Source organism: Streptomyces oryzae (assembly GCF_017676365.1).
In the GTDB taxonomy this organism is placed as follows: Bacteria; Actinomycetota; Actinomycetes; order Streptomycetales; family Streptomycetaceae; genus Streptomyces; species Streptomyces oryzae.
The window spans coordinates 1-18,855 of record NZ_JADKMA010000153.1 but is presented as its reverse complement, the minus strand read 5'-3'; the positions used below and the strand labels follow the sequence as shown (position 1 = coordinate 18,855).

Annotated in this window: 15 protein-coding genes and 1 tRNA gene; 9 read left to right on the top strand and 7 right to left on the bottom strand. The window is 71.0% G+C overall.

Going from position 1 to position 18,855, the window contains the following annotated elements; translation table 11 throughout:
* The 7 genes from ITI46_RS25000 to ITI46_RS24970 all read left to right on the top strand — a co-directional run.
* Positions 1-483: hypothetical protein (locus ITI46_RS25000; protein WP_209242001.1), on the top strand; the 483-nt coding region annotated here is incomplete at its 5' end.
* A gap of 11 nt (positions 484-494) precedes the next feature.
* Positions 495-929, top strand: coding sequence for a single-stranded DNA-binding protein (ssb, locus tag ITI46_RS24995; RefSeq protein WP_209241999.1), 435 nt, complete (start codon positions 495-497; stop codon positions 927-929).
* An 89-nt stretch (positions 930-1,018) separates the two neighbouring features.
* Positions 1,019-1,924: a bifunctional DNA primase/polymerase gene (locus ITI46_RS24990; RefSeq protein WP_209241997.1), complete on the top strand. Its 906-nt coding sequence runs from the start codon at positions 1,019-1,021 to the stop codon at positions 1,922-1,924.
* Complete coding sequence (locus tag ITI46_RS35025; protein WP_307808316.1) at positions 1,921-2,283, top strand: hypothetical protein; 363 nt, start codon at positions 1,921-1,923, stop codon at positions 2,281-2,283. The genes ITI46_RS24990 and ITI46_RS35025 overlap by 4 nt, the downstream gene beginning before the upstream one ends.
* Positions 2,280-3,800 carry a DNA primase family protein gene (locus tag ITI46_RS24980; RefSeq protein WP_307808315.1) on the top strand — a complete coding sequence of 507 codons (1,521 nt, stop codon included), beginning with the start codon at positions 2,280-2,282 and terminating at the stop codon, positions 3,798-3,800. The genes ITI46_RS35025 and ITI46_RS24980 overlap by 4 nt, the downstream gene beginning before the upstream one ends.
* Positions 3,797-4,003 (top strand): helix-turn-helix domain-containing protein, encoded by a 207-nt coding sequence (locus ITI46_RS24975; protein WP_209241995.1) that lies wholly within the window; start codon positions 3,797-3,799, stop codon positions 4,001-4,003. The genes ITI46_RS24980 and ITI46_RS24975 overlap by 4 nt, the downstream gene beginning before the upstream one ends.
* Positions 4,004-4,067: 64 nt before the next feature.
* Positions 4,068-5,453, top strand: coding sequence for a tyrosine-type recombinase/integrase (locus tag ITI46_RS24970; RefSeq protein WP_209241993.1), 1,386 nt, complete (start codon positions 4,068-4,070; stop codon positions 5,451-5,453).
* Positions 5,454-5,498: 45 nt separating this feature from the next.
* Here ITI46_RS24970 and ITI46_RS24965 read toward each other — a convergent pair.
* From ITI46_RS24965 to topA, 5 genes are all read right to left on the bottom strand, one after another.
* Positions 5,499-5,575, bottom strand: a tRNA-Thr gene (locus ITI46_RS24965).
* Positions 5,576-5,658: 83 nt separating this feature from the next.
* Positions 5,659-7,302 (bottom strand): alpha/beta hydrolase, encoded by a 1,644-nt coding sequence (locus ITI46_RS24960; RefSeq protein ID WP_209241991.1) that lies wholly within the window; start codon positions 7,300-7,302, stop codon positions 5,659-5,661.
* 231 nt (positions 7,303-7,533) lie between these two features.
* Positions 7,534-8,745, bottom strand: a complete 1,212-nt coding sequence (locus ITI46_RS24955) for a DNA polymerase III subunit delta' (RefSeq protein WP_209241989.1) — start codon at positions 8,743-8,745, stop codon at positions 7,534-7,536.
* A gap of 81 nt (positions 8,746-8,826) precedes the next feature.
* Entirely contained in the window at positions 8,827-12,144 is a 3,318-nt protein-coding gene (gene tmk, locus ITI46_RS24950) for a dTMP kinase (RefSeq protein ID WP_247746545.1), read from the bottom strand.
* A gap of 100 nt (positions 12,145-12,244) precedes the next feature.
* Complete coding sequence (gene topA, locus ITI46_RS24945; protein ID WP_209241987.1) at positions 12,245-15,181, bottom strand: type I DNA topoisomerase; 2,937 nt, start codon at positions 15,179-15,181, stop codon at positions 12,245-12,247.
* 211 nt (positions 15,182-15,392) lie between these two features.
* Here topA and ITI46_RS24940 point away from each other — a divergent pair, with 211 nt between their 5' ends.
* Together ITI46_RS24940 and ITI46_RS24935 are read left to right on the top strand one after the other, a co-directional pair.
* Positions 15,393-15,785, top strand: a complete 393-nt coding sequence (locus ITI46_RS24940) for a TM2 domain-containing protein (RefSeq protein ID WP_209241985.1) — start codon at positions 15,393-15,395, stop codon at positions 15,783-15,785.
* A 55-nt stretch (positions 15,786-15,840) separates the two neighbouring features.
* Complete coding sequence (locus tag ITI46_RS24935) at positions 15,841-16,266, top strand: DUF2752 domain-containing protein (protein ID WP_209241983.1); 426 nt, start codon at positions 15,841-15,843, stop codon at positions 16,264-16,266.
* A gap of 84 nt (positions 16,267-16,350) precedes the next feature.
* Here ITI46_RS24935 and ITI46_RS24930 read toward each other — a convergent pair whose 3' ends face one another.
* Together ITI46_RS24930 and ITI46_RS24925 are read right to left on the bottom strand one after the other, a co-directional pair.
* Positions 16,351-17,970 (bottom strand): DUF7059 domain-containing protein, encoded by a 1,620-nt coding sequence (locus ITI46_RS24930; protein WP_209241981.1) that lies wholly within the window; start codon positions 17,968-17,970, stop codon positions 16,351-16,353.
* Between the two features lie 111 nt (positions 17,971-18,081).
* Entirely contained in the window at positions 18,082-18,636 is a 555-nt protein-coding gene (locus ITI46_RS24925; protein ID WP_307808314.1) for a small secreted protein, read from the bottom strand.
* Between the last annotated feature and the right edge of the window lie 219 nt (positions 18,637-18,855).

The following is an 18,855-nucleotide window of genomic DNA, read 5'->3' as shown; positions in this document are numbered from 1 at the left end:
ATGTCCCTCCCAGTCCCCGACCGGCCCCCGGCCGGAGAGCTCCACCGGCCGTACGAATCGAGCGTCCTCGGCATCCCGGAGACCGCTCACAGCGGCACGGTCGAGCTTCGCGCCGAACGTGAGCCGGTCGTCTGGGTCCCGGACGCCTACGACCGTATGGTCCCCATGCCCAAGCACGCCGCTCCGCCACCCGTGCAGCCCACCCCGCCCCGCGACCTGTCGCCGCTCCCGCTGCTCGACCCGATCGCGCAGCGACTCCTGGGCGCCGGCCTCGGGGGCGGTGCACTGAGCGCAGGCGTCGGCTACGGCGTTGGCCAGGTTTTCAGCAGCCTCACGGGAGCCGGAAGCGGCGCCCTGCTGTGGCTGCTCGTCATCGTCCTGGCACTGCGCGCCGCGCCCCGTGCGGCTCAGACGCACGTCACCCAGCACATCACCGCGCACGGCTTCCTGAGCCGCGCCAACGGCACCATCCACAACCGCTGAGGAGCACACCCATGGCCATGGGAGAGACCCCCATCACCATCATCGGCAACCTGACCAGCGACCCGGAGCTGAAGTTCACCGACTCCGGCCACGCACTCGCCAAGTTCACCGTCGCCTCCACACCCCGTGTCTTCGACCGCGAGTCCAACCAGTGGAAGGACGGCACCGCCACTTTCTTCCGCTGCGCGGCCTGGCGCCAGCTCGCGGAACATATCGCCGACAGCCTTACGAAGGGCTCGCGTGTGGTGCTGTCGGGCCGGATGCGGCAGCACAACTGGCAGACGCCGGAGGGCGAGAACCGTTCGATGCTCGCGGTGGAGACCGACGACATCGGCCCGTCCCTGCGGTTCGCGACCGCCACCCCGACCAAGGCCACCAAGCAGCAGAACGCCACTGGCGACGACGCCTGGTCGCAGCCGCAGGCCGGTAACGAGCCGCCGTTCTAGATACGCCCGGGGCGGGCCGCCCTCTCGCCAAAGAATCGCGGCCCGCCCCGGCTCTCCTCGTCCCTTCGACAGAACAGGAGACCTTCAGCATGCCTGAAACCGCCCCCTGCGCGCTGCTCTCCGCAGCACTCGACGCCGCCGCACGCGGCTGGCACGTCCTGCCGCTGCGGCCCGGAACCAAACGCCCGGCACTGCACGGAGAGGGAGCGTGCCCCCGCAGCGGTCCCTGTGCCACCGGCCACGCCAAGTGGGAGCAGCGCGCCACCACCGACCCCCAGCGCATTCGCCGCGCGTGGAGCGCGGGCCCTTTCAACGTGGGCATCGCCACCGGTCCGTCCGGGCTGGTCGTCATCGATCTCGACGTGCCCAAGGACGAGAGCAAGAAGGACACGCCTGACGGCGTGAACTCCTTCATGGCGCTCTGCGAGCGCGCCGGGGAGCCAGTCCCCACCACATACACGGTGCGGACGCCCAGCGGCGGCCTGCACCTGTACTACGGCGCCCCCGACAGCCTGCGGCTGTCCAACACCGCACGAAAGCTCGGGCCGGGCATCGACACCCGAGCGTGGGGCGGATACGTCGTCGCCCCCGGCAGCAACGTTCAAGGGCACCCCTACACCGTGCTCGATCCGAACGCACAGGTGAAGCCGTTGCCCGCATGGCTGCGCCAGTGGCTCGCTCCGACGCCGTCGGAACCGTGCTCCGTGCGCGTCAACGTGCCCCGCAACGCGAGCGCATACGCGAGCGCGGCCCTGCGCAACGAGACCGCGAACGTCGCCACAGCTCCCGAAGGCACCCGGAACGCGGCACTGACGCGGGCCGCGCGGGCGCTCGGCAGGTTGGTCGCATCCGGCGACCTCCCCCGCGACCAGGTGGAAGAGGCTCTTAAGCAGGCGGGCGCGACAGCCGGACTGTTGCCGCGCGAGTGCGGGCCGGTCATCACCAGTGCCTTGAACTGGTCCATCGCCCACAACCCACGGGGGACGGTCGCGTGACCAGCCCGATGCCCCGTCTTAAGAGCACCAACACCACGCCAGAATCGGCACCCGCCGCCCAGCAGGCGAGCCACCACAGCAGCAGCGGCACGAAGGGCGACGGCCGCCAGGCCGTCATTTCAGCTCTTTCCGCCGCGCAGCAGCCGACCAGCCCACCCACGGGCGACGGCCGGTATCCCGTGGCCTGGCTGCATGTGCGGGCGCCGCGCGGCGCCAGCCCAGCCGCCACTTCGGTCTGCGCCTGCGGACGTGATCGCTACGCCACCGGCCAACGCAAGGTCCTCGCATTGATCGAGGACCACGCAGCGCACCGCACCGTATGCCCGCTCCGCAGCCCCGAGAGGAGGAACGCCGCGTGAGCGACCCCACCGACGAGGAGCTGCTGCCCGCTCCCTCCAACCCAATGGCCGTTGCGCGGCGTCTCCTGCCGGACTGGCAGTCACAGCAGGGAGAGCTACTGCGTCGCCGCTGGCGCGGCTCGTGGATGCGCTGGACTGGAGACGCCTGGAAGGAGATGGACGAACAGGTCGTGCGGGCCTCGTTCTACAAGCGACTGGAGCACGCCCGCTTCGTGGCCGGCACCGACAGGGACGGCCAGGAGGATGTCCGGGATTGGGCACCCACGAAGCAGAAGATCGGCAACCTGCTGGACGCCCTTGGCGCAATCACCCTGCTGCCTTCCGAGGTGGACGCGCCCGACTGGATCGGCCCGCCGCCGTCCGGAGATGGCGACAGCCCCATCGTGGCGTGCAAAAACGGGCTGTTGCGCATCAGGGACCGGGAGCTTCTGCCGCACACACCGGACTTCTTCAATCTGGTCTCTGTCCCTTTCGCCTACGATCCGCAGGCCCGCGCACCCGCCTGGGAGCGGTTCCTCCAACAGGTCTGGCCGGACAATCAGGAGTCAATCGACGCGCTCCAGGAGTGGTTCGGCTACGTCCTGTCCGGTCGTACCGACCAGCAGAAGATCCTGCTGATCGTCGGCCCGAGCCGGTCAGGCAAGGGCACCATCGCCAGGGTTCTGGCTGAGCTGGTCGGCCGCGGCAACATCGCTGGGCCCACGCTCGCCGGTCTCGGCAGCAACTTCGGCCTCTCCTCGCTGCTGGGCAAGCCGCTGGCAGTCATCTCCGACGCGCGACTGTCCGGGAGGGACGGCAGCCAGGTCGTTGAGCGGCTGCTGACCATCTCCGGTGAAGACACCATCGACATCGACCGCAAGTTCCGCGATCCGTGGACCGGAAAGCTGCCGACCCGGCTGATGATCCTGTCCAACGAGCTGCCGAACTTCGGCGACAGCAGCGGTGTAATCGCCCGACGCTTCATCGCCCTGACCATGACGCTCTCGTGGCTGGGCAAGGAAGACACCGGCCTGACGGCCAAGCTGTCCGCGGAGATGCCCGGCATCCTCAATTGGGCCCTTGACGGGCTGGCGCGGCTGGAGGAGACGGGCCGCATCACGGAACCCGCCTCGTCCCGCGAGGCGGTCACCACGATGCAGGACACCGCATCGCCCACCAGCGCATTCGTCCGCGAATGCTGCCAGACCGGGCCGACCTGTGCTGTCCCTGTCGATGACCTCTGGGCCGTGTGGAAGGTCTGGGCCGAGGACAACGGCGTCCGCAGTCTCGGCACCAAGCAGATGTTCGGCCGCAACCTCCAGTCCGTCGTCCCCCAGCTCCACCGAGCGCGGCCCCGCGGCGACGACGGCAAACAGGTGCCGACCTACACCGGCGTCGCGCTCAAGGACTCGCCCCGCAATCCCCCGGGGCGCGACTCAGCGCGGCTCACAGACCCAGAAGCGGTCCTGAGCCGCGCTGAGTCGCGACACACAGCATTGCGGGCCGACGACGAGGACCAAGGAGGCATGTCCCAGTGAGCACCACCACGACCACACCAGCCGACCGTCTGCTCTACAAGCCGGAGGACGCCGCAAAGGTCCTCAGCATCGGCCGTTCCTTCATCTACGAACTGATGGCGGCCGGAGAGCTGGAGTACGTCGAGCTGAGCCGCCGCTGCCGCCGCATCCGGCGCAGCGCGCTGGAGCAGTACGTCGCCAAGCTGCCACCGCAGACCCACTGACCGAAGCAAACCCGAGGCGCCCCCGGAGACCGCTCCGGGGGCGCCTCTCTGCATGGAGGAGCACGTGAGTCCCCGTAAGCCGAACATGGAGTCGTCCATCTACTTGGGCAGCGATGGCTGGTGGCACGGCCGCGTCACGATGGGCGTGAAAAACGACGGGAGCCCGGACCGTCGGCACCGTCGGGCGAAGACGGAGCCGGAAGTCAAGCGCAAGGTGAAGGAACTGGAGCGGCTTCGAGACGAGGGCCGGGCGCCAAAGGCCGGCAGGAAGCCGACTGTCGAGCAGTGGATGACCACGTATTTGACCACCATCGCGAGTCTGAAGCTCAAGCCGCGGTCCCTGGATGACTACTGGTCGAAGACCCGCAACGACATCATCCCGGGAGTGGGGCAGCACCGGCTCGACCAGCTGCAGCCGGAACACCTGGAGCGGATGTACGCGGACATGCTTGAAGAGGGTCACGCGCCCTCGCACGTGCTCAAGGTTCACCGCATCCTGTCGCGGGCCCTCAAGATTGCCCACCGCCGCCGGATCATCTCGGAGAACGTCGCAACGCTGGTGGACCCGCCGTCCGTTGATGAGACCGAGGCGAACCCCTTCACCAGAGCGGAAGCCAAGGCGTTCCTGCTGGCCGCGGCGAAGCGCCCGACCTTCATGCGCTGGCTCGTCGGGGTGGGCATGGGCTTCCGGCAAGGGGAGTGCCTGGGGCTGCGCTGGTCATACGTGGATCTCGATGCCGAGCTGTTCCATCCCTGCTGGCAGCTCCAACGCCTCACGTGGCGGCACGGATGCGGCGACCCGCACGCATGCGGCGCCCGACTGCATCGCTTCGAGCCCTGCCCTCAGCCCTGCACCGTCCACAAGCACTACAAGCGCGGCTGCCCTCCGCCATGCCCGCCCGACTGCACCGAGCACGCGAGGGTCTGCCCGGAGCGCAAGGGCGGCGGGCTGGTCTTCACCCGGCCCAAGACCAAGAAGAGCCAGCAGCCTGTGCCCATTCCGCCCCCGTTCATCCCCCACCTGCTCGCCCACCGCGAGGCCCAGCAGGAGGCGCGTGAGGCGGCCGGAGAGCTGTGGGAGGACCACGACGCCGTGTTCGCCCGCCCCGACGGCCGCCCGCTCGACCCCCGGGCGGACTACGAGGAGTTCAAGGAGCTGCTGGAGGAAGCGGGCATCAGCGACCGTCGGCTCTACGACGGGAGCCGCCATACGGCCGGCACGATCCTGAACGAGCTGGGGGTGGACATGCCCACGATCATGGAGATCCTGCGGCACACCCAGATCAGCCAGACGCGGCGGTACGTCAAGGGTCGGTCGGAGCTCTCGAAGGAGGCGATGCGGCGCATGGGGGACGCCTTCCTGCCGCCGCCCCGGGCCACGTCTGAGACCAAGACTGAGACCGGGCAGACCCGCGCGGAACGGGCGAAGCGTCGCCGTCGTATCCGCTGACACGGAAAACCCCAGGTCAGAATCCATCTGACCTGGGGTTCCAAGTGGAGCCGCCTAAGGGAATCGAACCCTTGACCTACGCATTACGAGTGCGTCGCTCTGGCCGACTGAGCTAAGGCGGCAGTGCGTGCGGCCAGTGTGGGGGCCGCAGCGGCGATAAGTCTACAGGGTTTGTGGGGGTGGTCGGGACGGGGGTTCAGGGGGGTCACTTGCAGGTGGTGCCGGTCTTGGGGGGCTTGCCCTGGAGGAGGTAGGTGGTGACGGCGCCGTCGATGCAGTCGCTGCCCCGCAGGTAGGCGGTGTGGCCGTCGCCCTGGTAGGTCAGCAGGCGGCCCGGGGTCAGCTGGCCCGCAAGGCCCTGGGCCCAGCGGTAGGGGGTGGCCGGGTCGCGGGTGGTGCCGACGACCAGGATCGGGTCGGCGCCGTCGGCGGCGATGCGGTGTGGCCCGCCTGTCGGCTTGACCGGCCATTCGCCGCAGTTCAGCGCCGCCCAGGCGAAGCCGCGGCCGAAGACCGGGCTGGCCTTCTCGAAGGAGTCGAGGGACTTGCGGGTCTCGGCGGCGTCGGAGAAGGCCGGGGGAAGGTCGAGGCAGTTCACGGCCGGGTTGGCGTACATGATGTTGCTGTAGGAGCCGTCGGGGCCGCGCTCGTAGTAGTCGTCGGAGAGCTGCAGCAGCGGCGCGCCGTCGCCCTTCTTCGCCGCCGCGAGCGCCTCGCGCAGCGCGGGCCAGGAGCCCTCGTCGTACATGGCGCGGATCACACCCGTGGTGGCCAGGGATTCGGTGAGCGTGCGGGAGGAGCCGGTCTTGAGGGGCTTGCGGTCCACCTTCGCGAAGAGGGCGCTCAGCTTCTTGCCCGCCTGCTCGACGCCTTCCGTGCCCAGCGGGCAGTCGGAGCTGCCCACGCAGTCGCGCGCGAACGCCTTGAACGCCGTCTCGAAGCCCGCCGTCTGCTCGCGGTTGACGCGGCGCGCCGAGAGGGAGGGGTCCATGGCGCCGTCCAGGACGAGGCGGCCGGAGCGCTTGGGGAACAGGCCGGCGTAGGTGGCGCCCAGGTAAGTGCCGTAGGAGGCGCCGAGGTAGTTGAGCTTCTTGTCGCCGAGCACGGCACGCAGCACATCCATGTCGCGGGCTGCCTCGACCGTCGAGACATGGCCGAGCAGCTTGCCGGTGCGCTTCTCGCAGCCCTTGGCGAACCGCCCGTACGCGGAGGTGAGCGCGGAGGTCTCCTTTGCGTCGTCCGGTGTCTGGTCGACGCGCGTGTACGCGTCCATTTCCTTGTCGGTCAGGCACTCGACGGGCTCGCTGCGGCCGACGCCGCGCGGGTCCATGCCGACCAGCGAGTAGTGCTCCCGCACCTGCGGCGGATACGCGAGGGCGGCCGACTGCTGTACGTACTCGATCGCCGAACCGCCCGGACCTCCCGGGTTGACGTGCAGCGAGCCGCCCTCGGGCTTGCCCTTGCCGTGCTGCGGCTTGGTACGGGTCACCGCCAGGCCCACGCTCTTGGCGGCGTCCCCGGGGTCGTCGCCCGGCTTGTCGTAGTCCAGCGGAACGCGCAGCGTGGCGCACTCGAACTCGGCAGGGCCGCAACTGTGCCACGACAACTTCTGTTCGTAGTACGGGCGCAGAGCGTCCGGGATCTTGGCGGGCAGCGGCTTGAGCGGGGGCGCGTCGGCGCCCGCCTGCTTCGCCTTGGCGGAGGGGTCGGTGTCCGGCCCCCCGGACGAGCCGCCGTCCGATGAGCAGCCGGAGAGCAGCAGTGCGGCGGCCGTGAGCGCCGCCGCGCCCCCGTACCTGATACGGGAGGTGCCCCCGTACCGGACACGGGAGGCGTGTGACTGGCTCATGGGGCATCCCTCCGCAGGCGGCACGTCCTGGGAGCGTACCCATCCGGGCGCCGGCCCGTCGCCCGCAGGGGCCATTTGGCGCGTCAGCCGCAGGGGCCGTCAGCGCCTCAACCCGAGGGCCCCTTGGGCTGGTCAGCCCGCGCGTCCCTTGGGCGTTCAACCCGCGCGTCCCTCGGGCGCTTCAGCCTGCGCGTCCTTCGGGCGCTTCAGCAAGCGCGTCCCTCGGGCGCTTCAGCCCGCCCGCAGCGCCATCGTCATCGCCTCCACCGCCAGCAGCGGCGCCACGTTGCCCTCCAGCGCCCGGCGGCACGCCAGCACGGCCTCGATCCGGCGCAGCGTCTGCTCCGGGCGTGAGGTGGCGGCCAGTTGCCCGACGGGGCCGGCCGCCTCGTCGTGCGACAGGGCGACGGAGGAGCCCAACTGGCGGGCCAGCACGTCGCGGTAGAAGGCCGTCAGGTCGGACAGTGCCAGATCGAGGGAATCCCGCTGAGTCCGGGTGGAGCGGCGCTTCTGCTTGTCCTCCAGCTCCTTCATCGCACCCGCCGTGCCGCGCGGCAGCCGTTTACCCTCGGCCGCGCCGAGCGCCGCGCGCAGCTCCTCGGTCTCCTTGGCGTCCAGCTCCTCGGCGACCTGCTTGGCGTCCTCCGTCGCGGCGTCGATCAGCTCCTGCGCGGCCCGCAGCGCGCCGCCCACGTCGTCCACCCGCGTCGGCAGCTTGAGCACCGCCTGCCGTCTGGCACGCGCCCGCTCGTCCGTGGCCAGCCGCAGCGCCCGGTCGATGTGCCCCTGGGTGGCCCGCGCGGCGAACGCGGCCATCTGCGGCTCGATTCCGTCCCGCCGCATCAGCAGGTCCGCGACCGCGTCCACCGGCGGCGTACGCAGCGCCAGGTGCCGGCAGCGGGAGCGGATCGTCGGGAGTACGTCCTCCGTGGACGGCGCGCACAGCAGCCACACCGTGCGCGGCGCGGGCTCCTCGACGGCCTTGAGCAGCACATTCCCCGCGCCCTCTGTCAGCCGGTCGGCGTCCTCCAGGACGATCACCTGCCAGCGCCCGCCCGACGGCGACAGCTGCGCCCCGCGCACCAACGCACGCGTCTCCTTCACGCCGATGGTCAGCAGATCCGTACGGACGACCTCCACGTCCGCGTGCGTGCCCACCATCGTCGTATGGCAGCCCTCGCAGAAGCCGCATCCAGGGCTGCCGCCCAGTGCACGATCCGGGCTCACGCACTGGAGGGCCGCGGCGAACGCGCGGGCCGCGTGTTCCCGGCCGGCGCCGGGCGGGCCCGTGAAGAGCCAGGCGTGGGTCATGGCGGAGCCGGACAGGTCGGCGGAGCCGTGCGCCTCGGCCTCCGCCGTCACATACGCGTCGGCATCGCGCGCGGCAGCGGCCAGTTGCTCCGCTGCCCTGTCCTGGCCCACCAGGTCGTCCCACACCGCCATGCGGACCATTGTCGCGGATGGGTGTGACAGCGCGGACGTGCCCCGAGCACCTCCTGCCTGGCACGGGTCCGCCGGGCACGCCTACCGACGGCGCTCGCCGCCCTCGCCCTCGTCCTCGTGCGGGCCCAGCAGCTTGTCCGCGAGAGTCGGCGCATCGTCGAGCGGGGTCTCCTCCGCCCAGGAGGGGCGGGGACGCGGCTCGTCCTCCTCCACCTCCTCCACCCCCTCCACCTGATTCCCCTGATCCACCTGCGGAAGCTCCCGCGTACGGTCGTCGTCGGCCTCGGAACCCGGCTCGGGGACCTGGGGAAGGACGGAGGTCTCCTGGGTGTCCTCCGCATCCGAGACCCGCGGCAGCACTGTCGTCTCGTCCTCCGAGACCCGCGGCAGCACCGTCGTCTCGTCCTCCGGCGACGCCTCCGACGCCGCCTCCGCCGCCGCAGCCCCGGGGCGCGGCAACTGCGTGGTGTCCTCCGCGTCCGGCCCGGCGGCGCCGTCGTGCGGCCGCACCTGGGGGATCTGCGCCGTATCGGCCTCGGCCCCGTCGGGCGCGGCATCAGCACCGGCCTCAGGAGTTGCACCAGCCTCAGGAGCGTCAGGCGCTTCAGGGGCCTCGGCCGCCGAACCCGCCTCGGCCGCCTCAGCCGCCTCAGCGGCCTCCCGCTGCGCCCGTTCCGCGGCTTCCGCCTCCGCCTTGGCAGCCGCCTCGGCGGCTGCCGCCGCCCGCGCCTGCTCGGCCTTCAGCAGCGCCTCCTCGGCCTTGCGCTGCCGCTCGAGGCGGCGCTCCTCGGCCTCGGCACGCAGCCGCTTCTCCTCCTCGGCGCGCTTGCGCAGCCGCTCCTGTTCCTCCTCGTAGGCGCGCTGTTCGGCCTCGCGGCGCTTGCGCTGCTCCTCCTCGATACGGCGGGCTTCCTCGGCGCGCCTGCGGGCCTCCTCGGCACGCCGGGCCTCCTCCAACTGGCGCGCCAGTTCGGCCTCGCGGGCCTGCCGCTCCTCCTCCTCGCGGCGGAGCTTCTCCAGCTGCTCCAGACGCTCGCGCTCCCTGCGCTCTTCCTCCGCCTTGCGACGGGCCTCTTCCTCGGCCCGCCTGCGCGCTTCCTCCTCGGCCCGCTTACGGGCCTCCTCCTGGGCCTGCTTCTCTGCTTCGGAGAGCGGCAGCACCTGGTCCAGCCGGTGCCGTACGGCCGTGGTGACGGCCTCGGGCTCCTGCCCGGCGTCGACGACCAGATAGCGGGCCGGATCGGCGGCCGCGAGGGCCAGGAAGCCGGCCCGTACGCGCTGGTGGAACTCGGCGGGCTCGGACTCCAGCCGGTCCGGCGCCTCCGTGAACCGCTCCCGCGCCGTCTCGGGCGCGATGTCGAGCAGGACGGTCAGATGCGGCACCAGTCCCTCGGTTGCCCAGCGGTTGATGCGGGCGATCTCCGTGGGGGACAGATCGCGGCCTGCGCCCTGGTAGGCGACGGAGGAGTCGATGTAGCGGTCGGAGATCACCACGGCCCCGCGCTCCAGCGCCGGGCGGACCATCGTGTCGACGTGCTCGGCACGGTCGGCGGCGTACAGCAGTGCCTCCGCGCGGTGCGAGAGGCCGGCCGAGGAGACGTCCAGCAGGATCGACCGCAGTCGCTTGCCGACCGGGGTGGAACCGGGCTCCTTGGTGACGACGACCTCGTGTCCCTTGGCCCTGATCCACTCGGCCAGCGCCTCCACCTGCGTGGTCTTGCCGGCGCCGTCGCCGCCCTCCAGCACCAGGAAGAAGCCGTTCCTGGCCGGTGCCTGCCGGGGGTGGCCGCCGCCGAACGCCTCCAGCAGGTCCCGCCGCAGCGGTACGCCCTGCCGGTCGTCGGTACGGCCCAGCAGGATCGCGCCGACGGGCAGCAGCAGCGCGCCCACCAGCATCAGCGTGAACGAGGCGCCGCCGTGGTCGAAGACGAAGGACCCGTTCTCCACCCGGTGCGGCCCGATGAGCGCGGCCAGCAGCGGCGCCAGGATCGCGCCCACCGCGAGCGACAGCCGCACCACCACCTGCAGGTGTTCCGTCGTACGCGTCCTGCGGGACGCCTCGGTCTCCTGGTCCAGCAGCGTGTGCAGCGTGTTCGCCGCGACACCGCCACCCACCCCGGCCAGCAGCGCCAGCCCGATGACGGTCGCGGTGTCGGACACCAGCCCGGCCGCCAGCAGAACGACACCGGTCAAACCGGTGACGAGTGCGAGCAGCCGGCGCCGCGACAGCGATGGCATCGTGTGCGGCGCCAGCCGGATGCCTGCCGCGGTGCCACCCGTCAGCACCAGCGCCAGCAGCCCGAAGGCGACGGGCCCGCCGCCCAGGTCGGCGGCGTGCAGCGGGGCGAGCGCGACGGCCGACGCCACGGCCCCGCCGACCGCACCGCCCGCGACGACGAGCAGCGGCACAGCGCCCGTACGGCCCTTGTCGGGGCCGCCCTCGGCCGTCCTGGGCCTGCGCAGGCCCTCCAGCGGGGAGCGCGGGCGTGGGGTCTGCCCGTCCGGCAGTTCGAGGAAGTAGACGGTGGCCGCCGCTGCGGCGAACAGACCGGCCGCCACATACGCGGCGAGCGCGGCCTGGTGCACGCCGAACCAGTCGATGCCGACCGCGAGCAGGTTGCTGATCAGCGTGACGGCGACGAGCCCGGCAGCCGCGATCGGCAGCGCCAGGAAGCTGGAGCGCAGCCACAGCCGGCGCAGCGCTTCATGGTGGTCGGGCAGCGGCCGCACCGCGGCGCCCTCCAGCGGCGGGGCCGGCAGCAGCGCGGGGGCGGCACTGTCCCTCGTCACCGTGGAGAGCCGCTCGGCGGCACCCGTCACGAAGACGGTCACGAGCAGAACGGCGAACGCGGCGCCGGGAGTCCAGTCGATCCACAGCGGTGCGACGATCAGCGCGAGCGCACGCAGCACATCGGCGCCGAACAGCGTCCACCGCCGGTCGAGCAGCTTCTTCGCGCTTTTCGCGCCACCATTGGTGCCGCTCTTCGCGCCGCTACTGGTGCCGCTTTTCGCGTCGGCCGTCCCGTCGGCGTCGTCCTTTGCCGCTCCGGCTTTCTCCTGCTGCGGTACGCCGCTGACGAGCGCGGAGACCGGGCCCAGCAGTACGGCGCCGAACAGCAGCGTGGATAGCAGACGCAGCCCGAAGACGGCAGCCACGACGAGTGCCATTCCGCGGTAGCCACCGCCGAAGACCGGGTCCCCCGCCACGCCGCGCACAGCTGCCGCCTGCATCGCCAGCAACAGCAGCACCAGGAGACCGAGCATGTCGCCGATCCCACTGGTGAACTGCGCGCTCCACAGCCGCCGGAGTGGGGGGAAACGCAGCAACGCGGTCACGGCGCCCTCGCGCGATTCCGCGGCGAGAGCGTCGTCCGGGGCAGTTGGGGGCGAAGACTTCATTCCGCCAGCGTATAGGGAGCAAGGCGCCGCCCGGATCCGTACCCGAACATCTGTATGTGCCTGAGGGATCGGTCCGGGAGGCCACTGGCCGCGGAGCTGCCTATTCCTCCGAAGAAGCGCTCTTCTCGGCAGCTGCACTCTTGGTGGCTGCCTTCTTGGCGGTCGCCTTCTTTGCCGTGGACTTCTTGGCGGTGGTCTTCTTCGCGGTGGTCTTCTTGGCAGTCGTCTTCTTCGCGGCAGTCTTCTTCGCCGGGGCCTTCGCCGCGGTCTTGGCAGCCGTCTTCTTGGCGGCTGTCTTCTTGGCAGCCGTCTTCTTCGCGGAAGCCTTCTTCACCGGCCCCTTCGCCCGCTTCTCCGCCAGCAGCTCGAAGCCGCGCTCCGGGGTGATCGTCTCGACGTCGTCGTCCCGCCGCAGCGTCGCGTTGGTCTCGCCGTCCGTCACATACGGCCCGAAACGGCCGTCCTTGACCACCACAGGACGCTCTGTCTGCGGATCGGTCCCCAGCTCCTTGAGCGGCGGCTTGGCGGCGGCCCGTCCCCGCTGCTTCGGCTTGGAGTAGATCTCCAGTGCCTCGTCCAGCGTGATGCTGAAGATCTGTTCCTCGCTCTCCAGCGAGCGCGAGTCCGTCCCCTTCTTCAGGTAGGGGCCGTACCGGCCGTTCTGCGCGGTGATCTCGTTGCCCGACTCGGGGTCGGCACCGACGACCCGCGGCAGCGACAGCAGTTTCAGCGCGTCGTCCAGCGTGACGGTGTCCAGCGACATCGACCGGAACAGCGAGGCGGTGCGCGGCTTGACCGCGTTCTTGCCCGTCTTCGGCGTGCCCTCGGGCAGCACCTCGGTGACGTACGGGCCGTACCGACCGTCCCGCGCCACGATCGGGCGGCCGGTGTCCGGGTCGGTGCCCAGCTCGAAGTCGCCGCTGGGCTTGGCCAGCAGCTCCTTGGCGTAGTCGACGCTCAGCTCGTCCGGCGGCAGATCGTCGGGGACGTCCGCACGCTGGCCGGGCTCGCCCTCCTTCTCGCTGGGGCCCTCCACGTAGGGGCCGTAACGGCCGACGCGCAGCGTGATGCCCTCGCCCACGGGGAACGAGGAGACGCCCTTGGCGTCGATCGCGCCGAGGTCGGAGACGAGTTCCTTGAGCCCGCCGAGGTGGTCGCCGTCGCCGTTGCCCGCGGCGGCGGCCTCGCCTGCCTGCGCCTCGCCGCCCTCGGCGCCCTCACCGAAGTAGAAGCGGCGCAGCCACGGCACGGCCTCGGCACTGCCGGCGGCGATCCGGTCGAGGTCGTCCTCCATCTTGGCCGTGAAGTCGTAGTCGACGAGCCGGCCGAAGTGCTTCTCCAGCAGCCCGACCACGGCGAAGCTCAGGAAGGACGGCACCAGCGCGGTGCCCTTCTTGAAGACGTAGCGCCGGTCCAGGATCGTGCTGATGATCGAGGCGTAGGTGGACGGGCGCCCGATCTCGCGCTCCTCCAGCTCCTTGACCAGCGTCGCCTCGGTGTAGCGGGCGGGCGGCTTGGTGGCGTGGCCGTCGACGGACATCTCCTCGGCGCGCAGCGGGTCGCCCTCGGCGACCTGCGGCAGCCGCCGCTCGCGGTCGTCCAGCTCCGCGTTGGGGTCGTCGGCGCCCTCCACATACGCCTTCAGGAAGCCGTGGAAGGTGATGATCTTGCCGGTGGCGCTGAACTCGGCGTCGCGGCCGTCCGCGGACCTGCCGCCGACCTTCACGGTCACCGACTGCCCGACGGCGTCCTTCATCTGAGAGGCGACCGTCCGCTTCCAGATCAGCTCGTACAGCTTGAACTGGTCGCCGGTCAGCCCGGTTTCGGCAGGCGTACGGAAGCGGTCGCCGGAGGGGCGGATCGCCTCGTGCGCCTCCTGCGCGTTCTTGACCTTGCCCGCGTACGTACGCGGCCTGTCCGGCAGATAGTCGGCGCCGTAGAGCTGGGTCACCTGCGCGCGGGCAGCGGTCACCGCGGTGTCGGAGAGCGTCGTGGAGTCCGTACGCATATAGGTGATGAAGCCGTTTTCGTACAGCTTCTGCGCCACCTGCATGGTCGCCTTGGCGCCGAAGCCGAGCTTGCGGCTCGCCTCCTGCTGGAGGGTGGTCGTACGGAAAGGCGCGTACGGGGAACGGCGGTAGGGCTTGGACTCGACCGAGCGGACCGCGAAGTCGGTGTCCTCCAGCGCCGCGGCCAGCGCCCGGGCGCCCTCCTCGTCCAGGTGGAGGACCGCGGACGGGTCTTTGAGCTGCCCGTCCGAGCCGAAGTCGCGGCCCTGTGCGACGCGGCGGCCGTCGACCGTGGTCAGCCGGGCCCCGAAGGTCCCCGGGTCACCAGCGGCCCCCGCTCCCGTCGAGGCATCCCCCGCCTGCCCCGTCGCGAACGTGCTGGTCAGGTCCCAGTACTCGGCCGAGCGGAACGCCATGCGCTCCCGCTCCCGCTCCACCACCAGCCTGGTGGCCACGGACTGCACCCGGCCCGCCGACAGCCGCGGCATGACCTTCTTCCACAGCACCGGCGAGACCTCGTAGCCGTACAGCCGGTCCAGGATGCGGCGGGTCTCCTGCGCGTCGACCAGCCGCTGGTTGAGGCCGCGGGGGTTGCGGACGGCGTTCTGGATCGCGTCCTTGGTGATCTCGTGGAAGACCATCCGCTTGACCGGGACCTTGGGCTTGAGCACCTCCTGCAGATGCCAGGCGATGGCCTCGCCCTCGCGGTCCTCGTCAGTGGCCAGCAGCAGCTCGTCCGACTCGGCCAGCAGCTCCTTCAGCTTCTTGACCTGGTCCTTCTTGTCGCTGTTGACGACGTACAGCGGCTCGAAATCGTGGTCGACATTGACGCCGAGGCGGGCCCAGGGCTCGCCCTTGTACTTCGCGGGAACCTCGGCCGCACCGCCCGGGAGGTCACGGATGTGCCCGACGCTGGCCTCGACAACGTAGCCAGGGCCGAGATAGCCCTTGATCGTCTTGGCCTTGGCAGGCGACTCGACGATCACAAGTCGGCGCCCACCATTTGCTGTGTCGTGGGTCGGGGACAACTTCTGCTCTTCTCTCCGGTCGGTTTCTGTATCAATATCGCTGCATTGCTATCGCTGCGGAGTGTGACGGTACCTCCCGCCCCCATGTCAAACGGGAAAAGTCCGCAACGCCACTCGAACGGTAACCCGACAACCAGCCGTCCCGCCGCCCGAAGGCTCTGGCAACATGTCGGGGGCACATCACCAGGTACCGCTCGACCTCGGAGGTCTTGTGTCCGACCCGAATCAGCCCGGCTACGGCTACCCGCAGCAGCCGGGACAGAACCCCTACAACCAGCCGCCCGGCCAGCCCGGCTACGGCTACCCGCAGCAGCAGCCCATGGGCGCTGTCCCTCCCGGCCAGTACACCGGGGACCCGAACGCGCCCTACGGTTACGACCCGTACGGGCGTCCGCTCTCCGACAAGTCCAAGATCGTGGCGGGGGTGCTCCAGCTGTTCATCGGCAGCCTGGGCATCGGCCGCTTCTACACCGGACACGTGGGCATGGCCATAGGCCAGCTGTTCACCTGTGGCGGCTTCGGCATCTGGGCGCTGATCGACGGGATCATGTTCCTGACCAGCGACAGCCGCACGGATGCACAGGGCCGTATCCTGCGTGGCTGAGGCTTCGCAGGGCCCCGGGAGAGGGCGGCGCGACACGAGGGGAGGCACTGGCCACATGGCGATAACCAACGTCCCTGCTGCCGCTGGCCGACTCCGCGCCGCCCTCTCCCACCCGGCAGCCCCGCCATTGGCCACAGCCGCGGCCGGCCTGGCGGGCGCCTGCTATCTGTGGGGCACCAACCCCCATGAGCCGGGCGGCCTGCTGCCCCGCTGCCCCTTCAACTGGGCCACCGGGCTGCTCTGCCCGGCCTGTGGGGGTACGCGCATGGCGTACGACCTGATGCACGGCGACCTGGCAGCGGCGCTGCACGACAACGCCGCGCTGCTGACGGTGGGACTGCCCGTCGCCGTCTACCTGTCAGGGCGCTGGCTCTACGAGGGGCTGCGCGGACGGCGGTACGCGCCCCGGATGAGTACCCGGGGCAAGGTTGCCGTACTGAGCGCCGCCGTCGCCTGGACAGTGGCCCGCAATCTGCTGTGACGCACACGCGGTCTGCTGGGACTCGCAGCCAGTCTGGTGTGACGCACAGGCAGTCAGGTGTGACGCGTACCGCGGTACGGGCGGTCAGTCCGCCACCGGCGTCAGAAACCCCTGCTCGACCAGGAGCCTGATCGACTCCGGCGTCCGGGCCCGCAGCTCGGCGGGGTCCTCCCCCAGCAGCTGACCGATGGCGTCCAGGATGCGCCCCGCGCTGAGCGTCCCGTCGCACACCCCGGCGAACCCGGCGCCGACCGTGTCCACCGTCGTAGCCCGCCGCATCCCGCGGTTCTGCCGCAGTACGACGTACTCCGGGTCCTCCGCTCCCGGCGCCCCGACCTGCTCCTGCACCACCTCGTCCGCCAGCAGGAACCGGTGCTCCAGCAGCGCACCGTCGTGCGTACGGCGCAGAAAGTCCTGCCTCTCGAAGTGCGCCCTGATCACCTCGCCCAGCGGCTGCTCGACCGGGTGCGACCACTCCTCGGCGAGCACCGAGGGGCGCTCGGCGTCGGTCCGCCGCAGGGTGACCCAGCCGAAGCCGACCGCCTTGGTGCCCCGCGCCGCGAACTCGTCCAGCCAGGCGTCGTAGCGCGCCGCGTACGCCTCCGGGTCGCCCTGGTGGTCCCCCGCGTCCCGCAGCCACAGCTCCGCGTACTGGGTGACGTCCTGGACCTCCCGCTGGACGATCCACGCATCGCACCCGGGCGGCACCCATGCCGAGACGCGCTCGCGCCAGTCCGTGCCCTCCCGGTGCTCCCAGTTGGCCAGCAGCTGGCAGTAGCCGCCCGGGACCAGATGGCGCGCCGCCTGCTGGACGAGTGCGGCGCACAGGTCGTCCCCCGCCATGCCGCCGTCCCGGTAGGTGAGCCGGGCACCCGGGGAGATCACGAAGGGCGGGTTGGAGACGATCAGGTCGTACGGCTCCTCGTCCGCCACCGGCTCGAACAGCGAACCGGCGCGCAGCTCCGGCTCTGCGGCGCCCGACAGCGCGAGGGTCAGGCGCGCGAAGTGCAGCGCGCGCGGGTTGACGTCCGTGGCGGTGACGTGCGCCGCGAACCGGTCTGCGTGCAGCGCCTGGATACCGGAGCCTGTGCCCAGGTCCAGCGCGCGGGCCGCGGGTGTCGGCACCATGATCCCGGCCAGCGTCGTGGAGGCGCCGCCGACCCCGAGCACCACGCCCTCCCCCGGGCTCCCCGGTCCCGGCTCGCGCAGCCCGCCCACACCGCCGACGCCGCCGACGGCACACCCGCGGTCGCTGACGACCCACCAGTCCTGGCCCTCCGGCCCGCTGTAGGGGCGTACGTCGACGGTGGCGCGTACGGCGTCCTCGGGGGTGGGGCCGTGTGTCTCTTGCGGGGTCTGCGTGTCCTGCGGGGAGCGCGCCTCCCGGGAGGTGCCCGGCGTCGGTGCTCGCTCCAGCCAGCGGTCGGCCAGCGCCTCGTCGACCTTCAGCACCGCCCGCGCGCTGCGGTACGGCACCGCCTGTTGCAGCAGGAAGAGCCGCGTCAGCGTCTCCAGCGGGCCCTCGCCGCGGGTGGCGCGCAGGGCCGGGACGGTCTCGCCGCGGGCCAACGCCGCGTAGGCGGGGGCGCCGAGCAGGTCGAGGAGGCCGTCGGCGGTGAAACCGGCCGCGGTCAGCGCCTCCCGCAGCCTGCGGGTGCTCTCGGTGGTGGGCTCGGGAAGTGCGTCAGTGCTCACCCGCGCCATTCTCCTTCGCTCCCGGGCCGCCCCGTTGCCTGGGGCGCGGACGGGCGTGGGTGACCTGGCGTCAGGACGCGATGGAGCATCAGGACGCGGCGGGACCTCAGGACGCGGGCCTCAGGACCCGCCCTTGGTGAGGCCCGTCTTCTTGCAGCTCTCCTGCTTGGCCACCGCCTTGCCCAGCTCGCCCTTCTGGAGCCGCATCAGCGCCTTGTCGCCGCTCTGTCCCAGGGACTTGAGCTTGGCCGCGATTTCGTCGAGACCCTCGTCGAACTTCTTGTCGGTGGGGAGCTTCTCGGAAGCGGTCTTGAGATCCTCGTACTTGCCGGAGGTCTTGTTCAGCTCCTTGACGGCGTCCTTCTGCAGCTTCTCCCCGCCGTCAACCGGCGGCGCGCCCGCCTTCTTGACCGCCCTGGCCATGGCCTTGTAGGCGTCGGCGACCTTCTGGAAGCTGGCGGCGTCTGCCTTCTTGACCTCCTCGGGGGGCTTGCCCGACTGCGCCGCCTCCGTGATCGAGGCGTTGGCCTGCGAGATCTTATTGACCTGTGGCTGCAGGTCGTCGCAGACCTGCTTGGCCCAGTCGTCCGTCTTGCCACTGTCGTCGCTGCAACCGGTCAGCGCGAGTACGAACGCCGCACTGCCGGACAGTGCCGCCGCGAGCTTCTTGTTCACCGGATCGGTCCCTTCCATGGCTGTTCGGCCCGGAACATACACGCCAGGGAGGGAGTGGCGGCGAGCCGGAAGAACCCTATGCCTACTATTGCAGCCATTTGCACCAACAGTGCGGTGCGACATTACGGGCATTCGCCGATACCCGCCGGGGGCTTCCGGCCACGACAGGACGGGGTTCTGGGGCCGGAACACACCGGTGGGCGGGACGCCAAAGCGTCC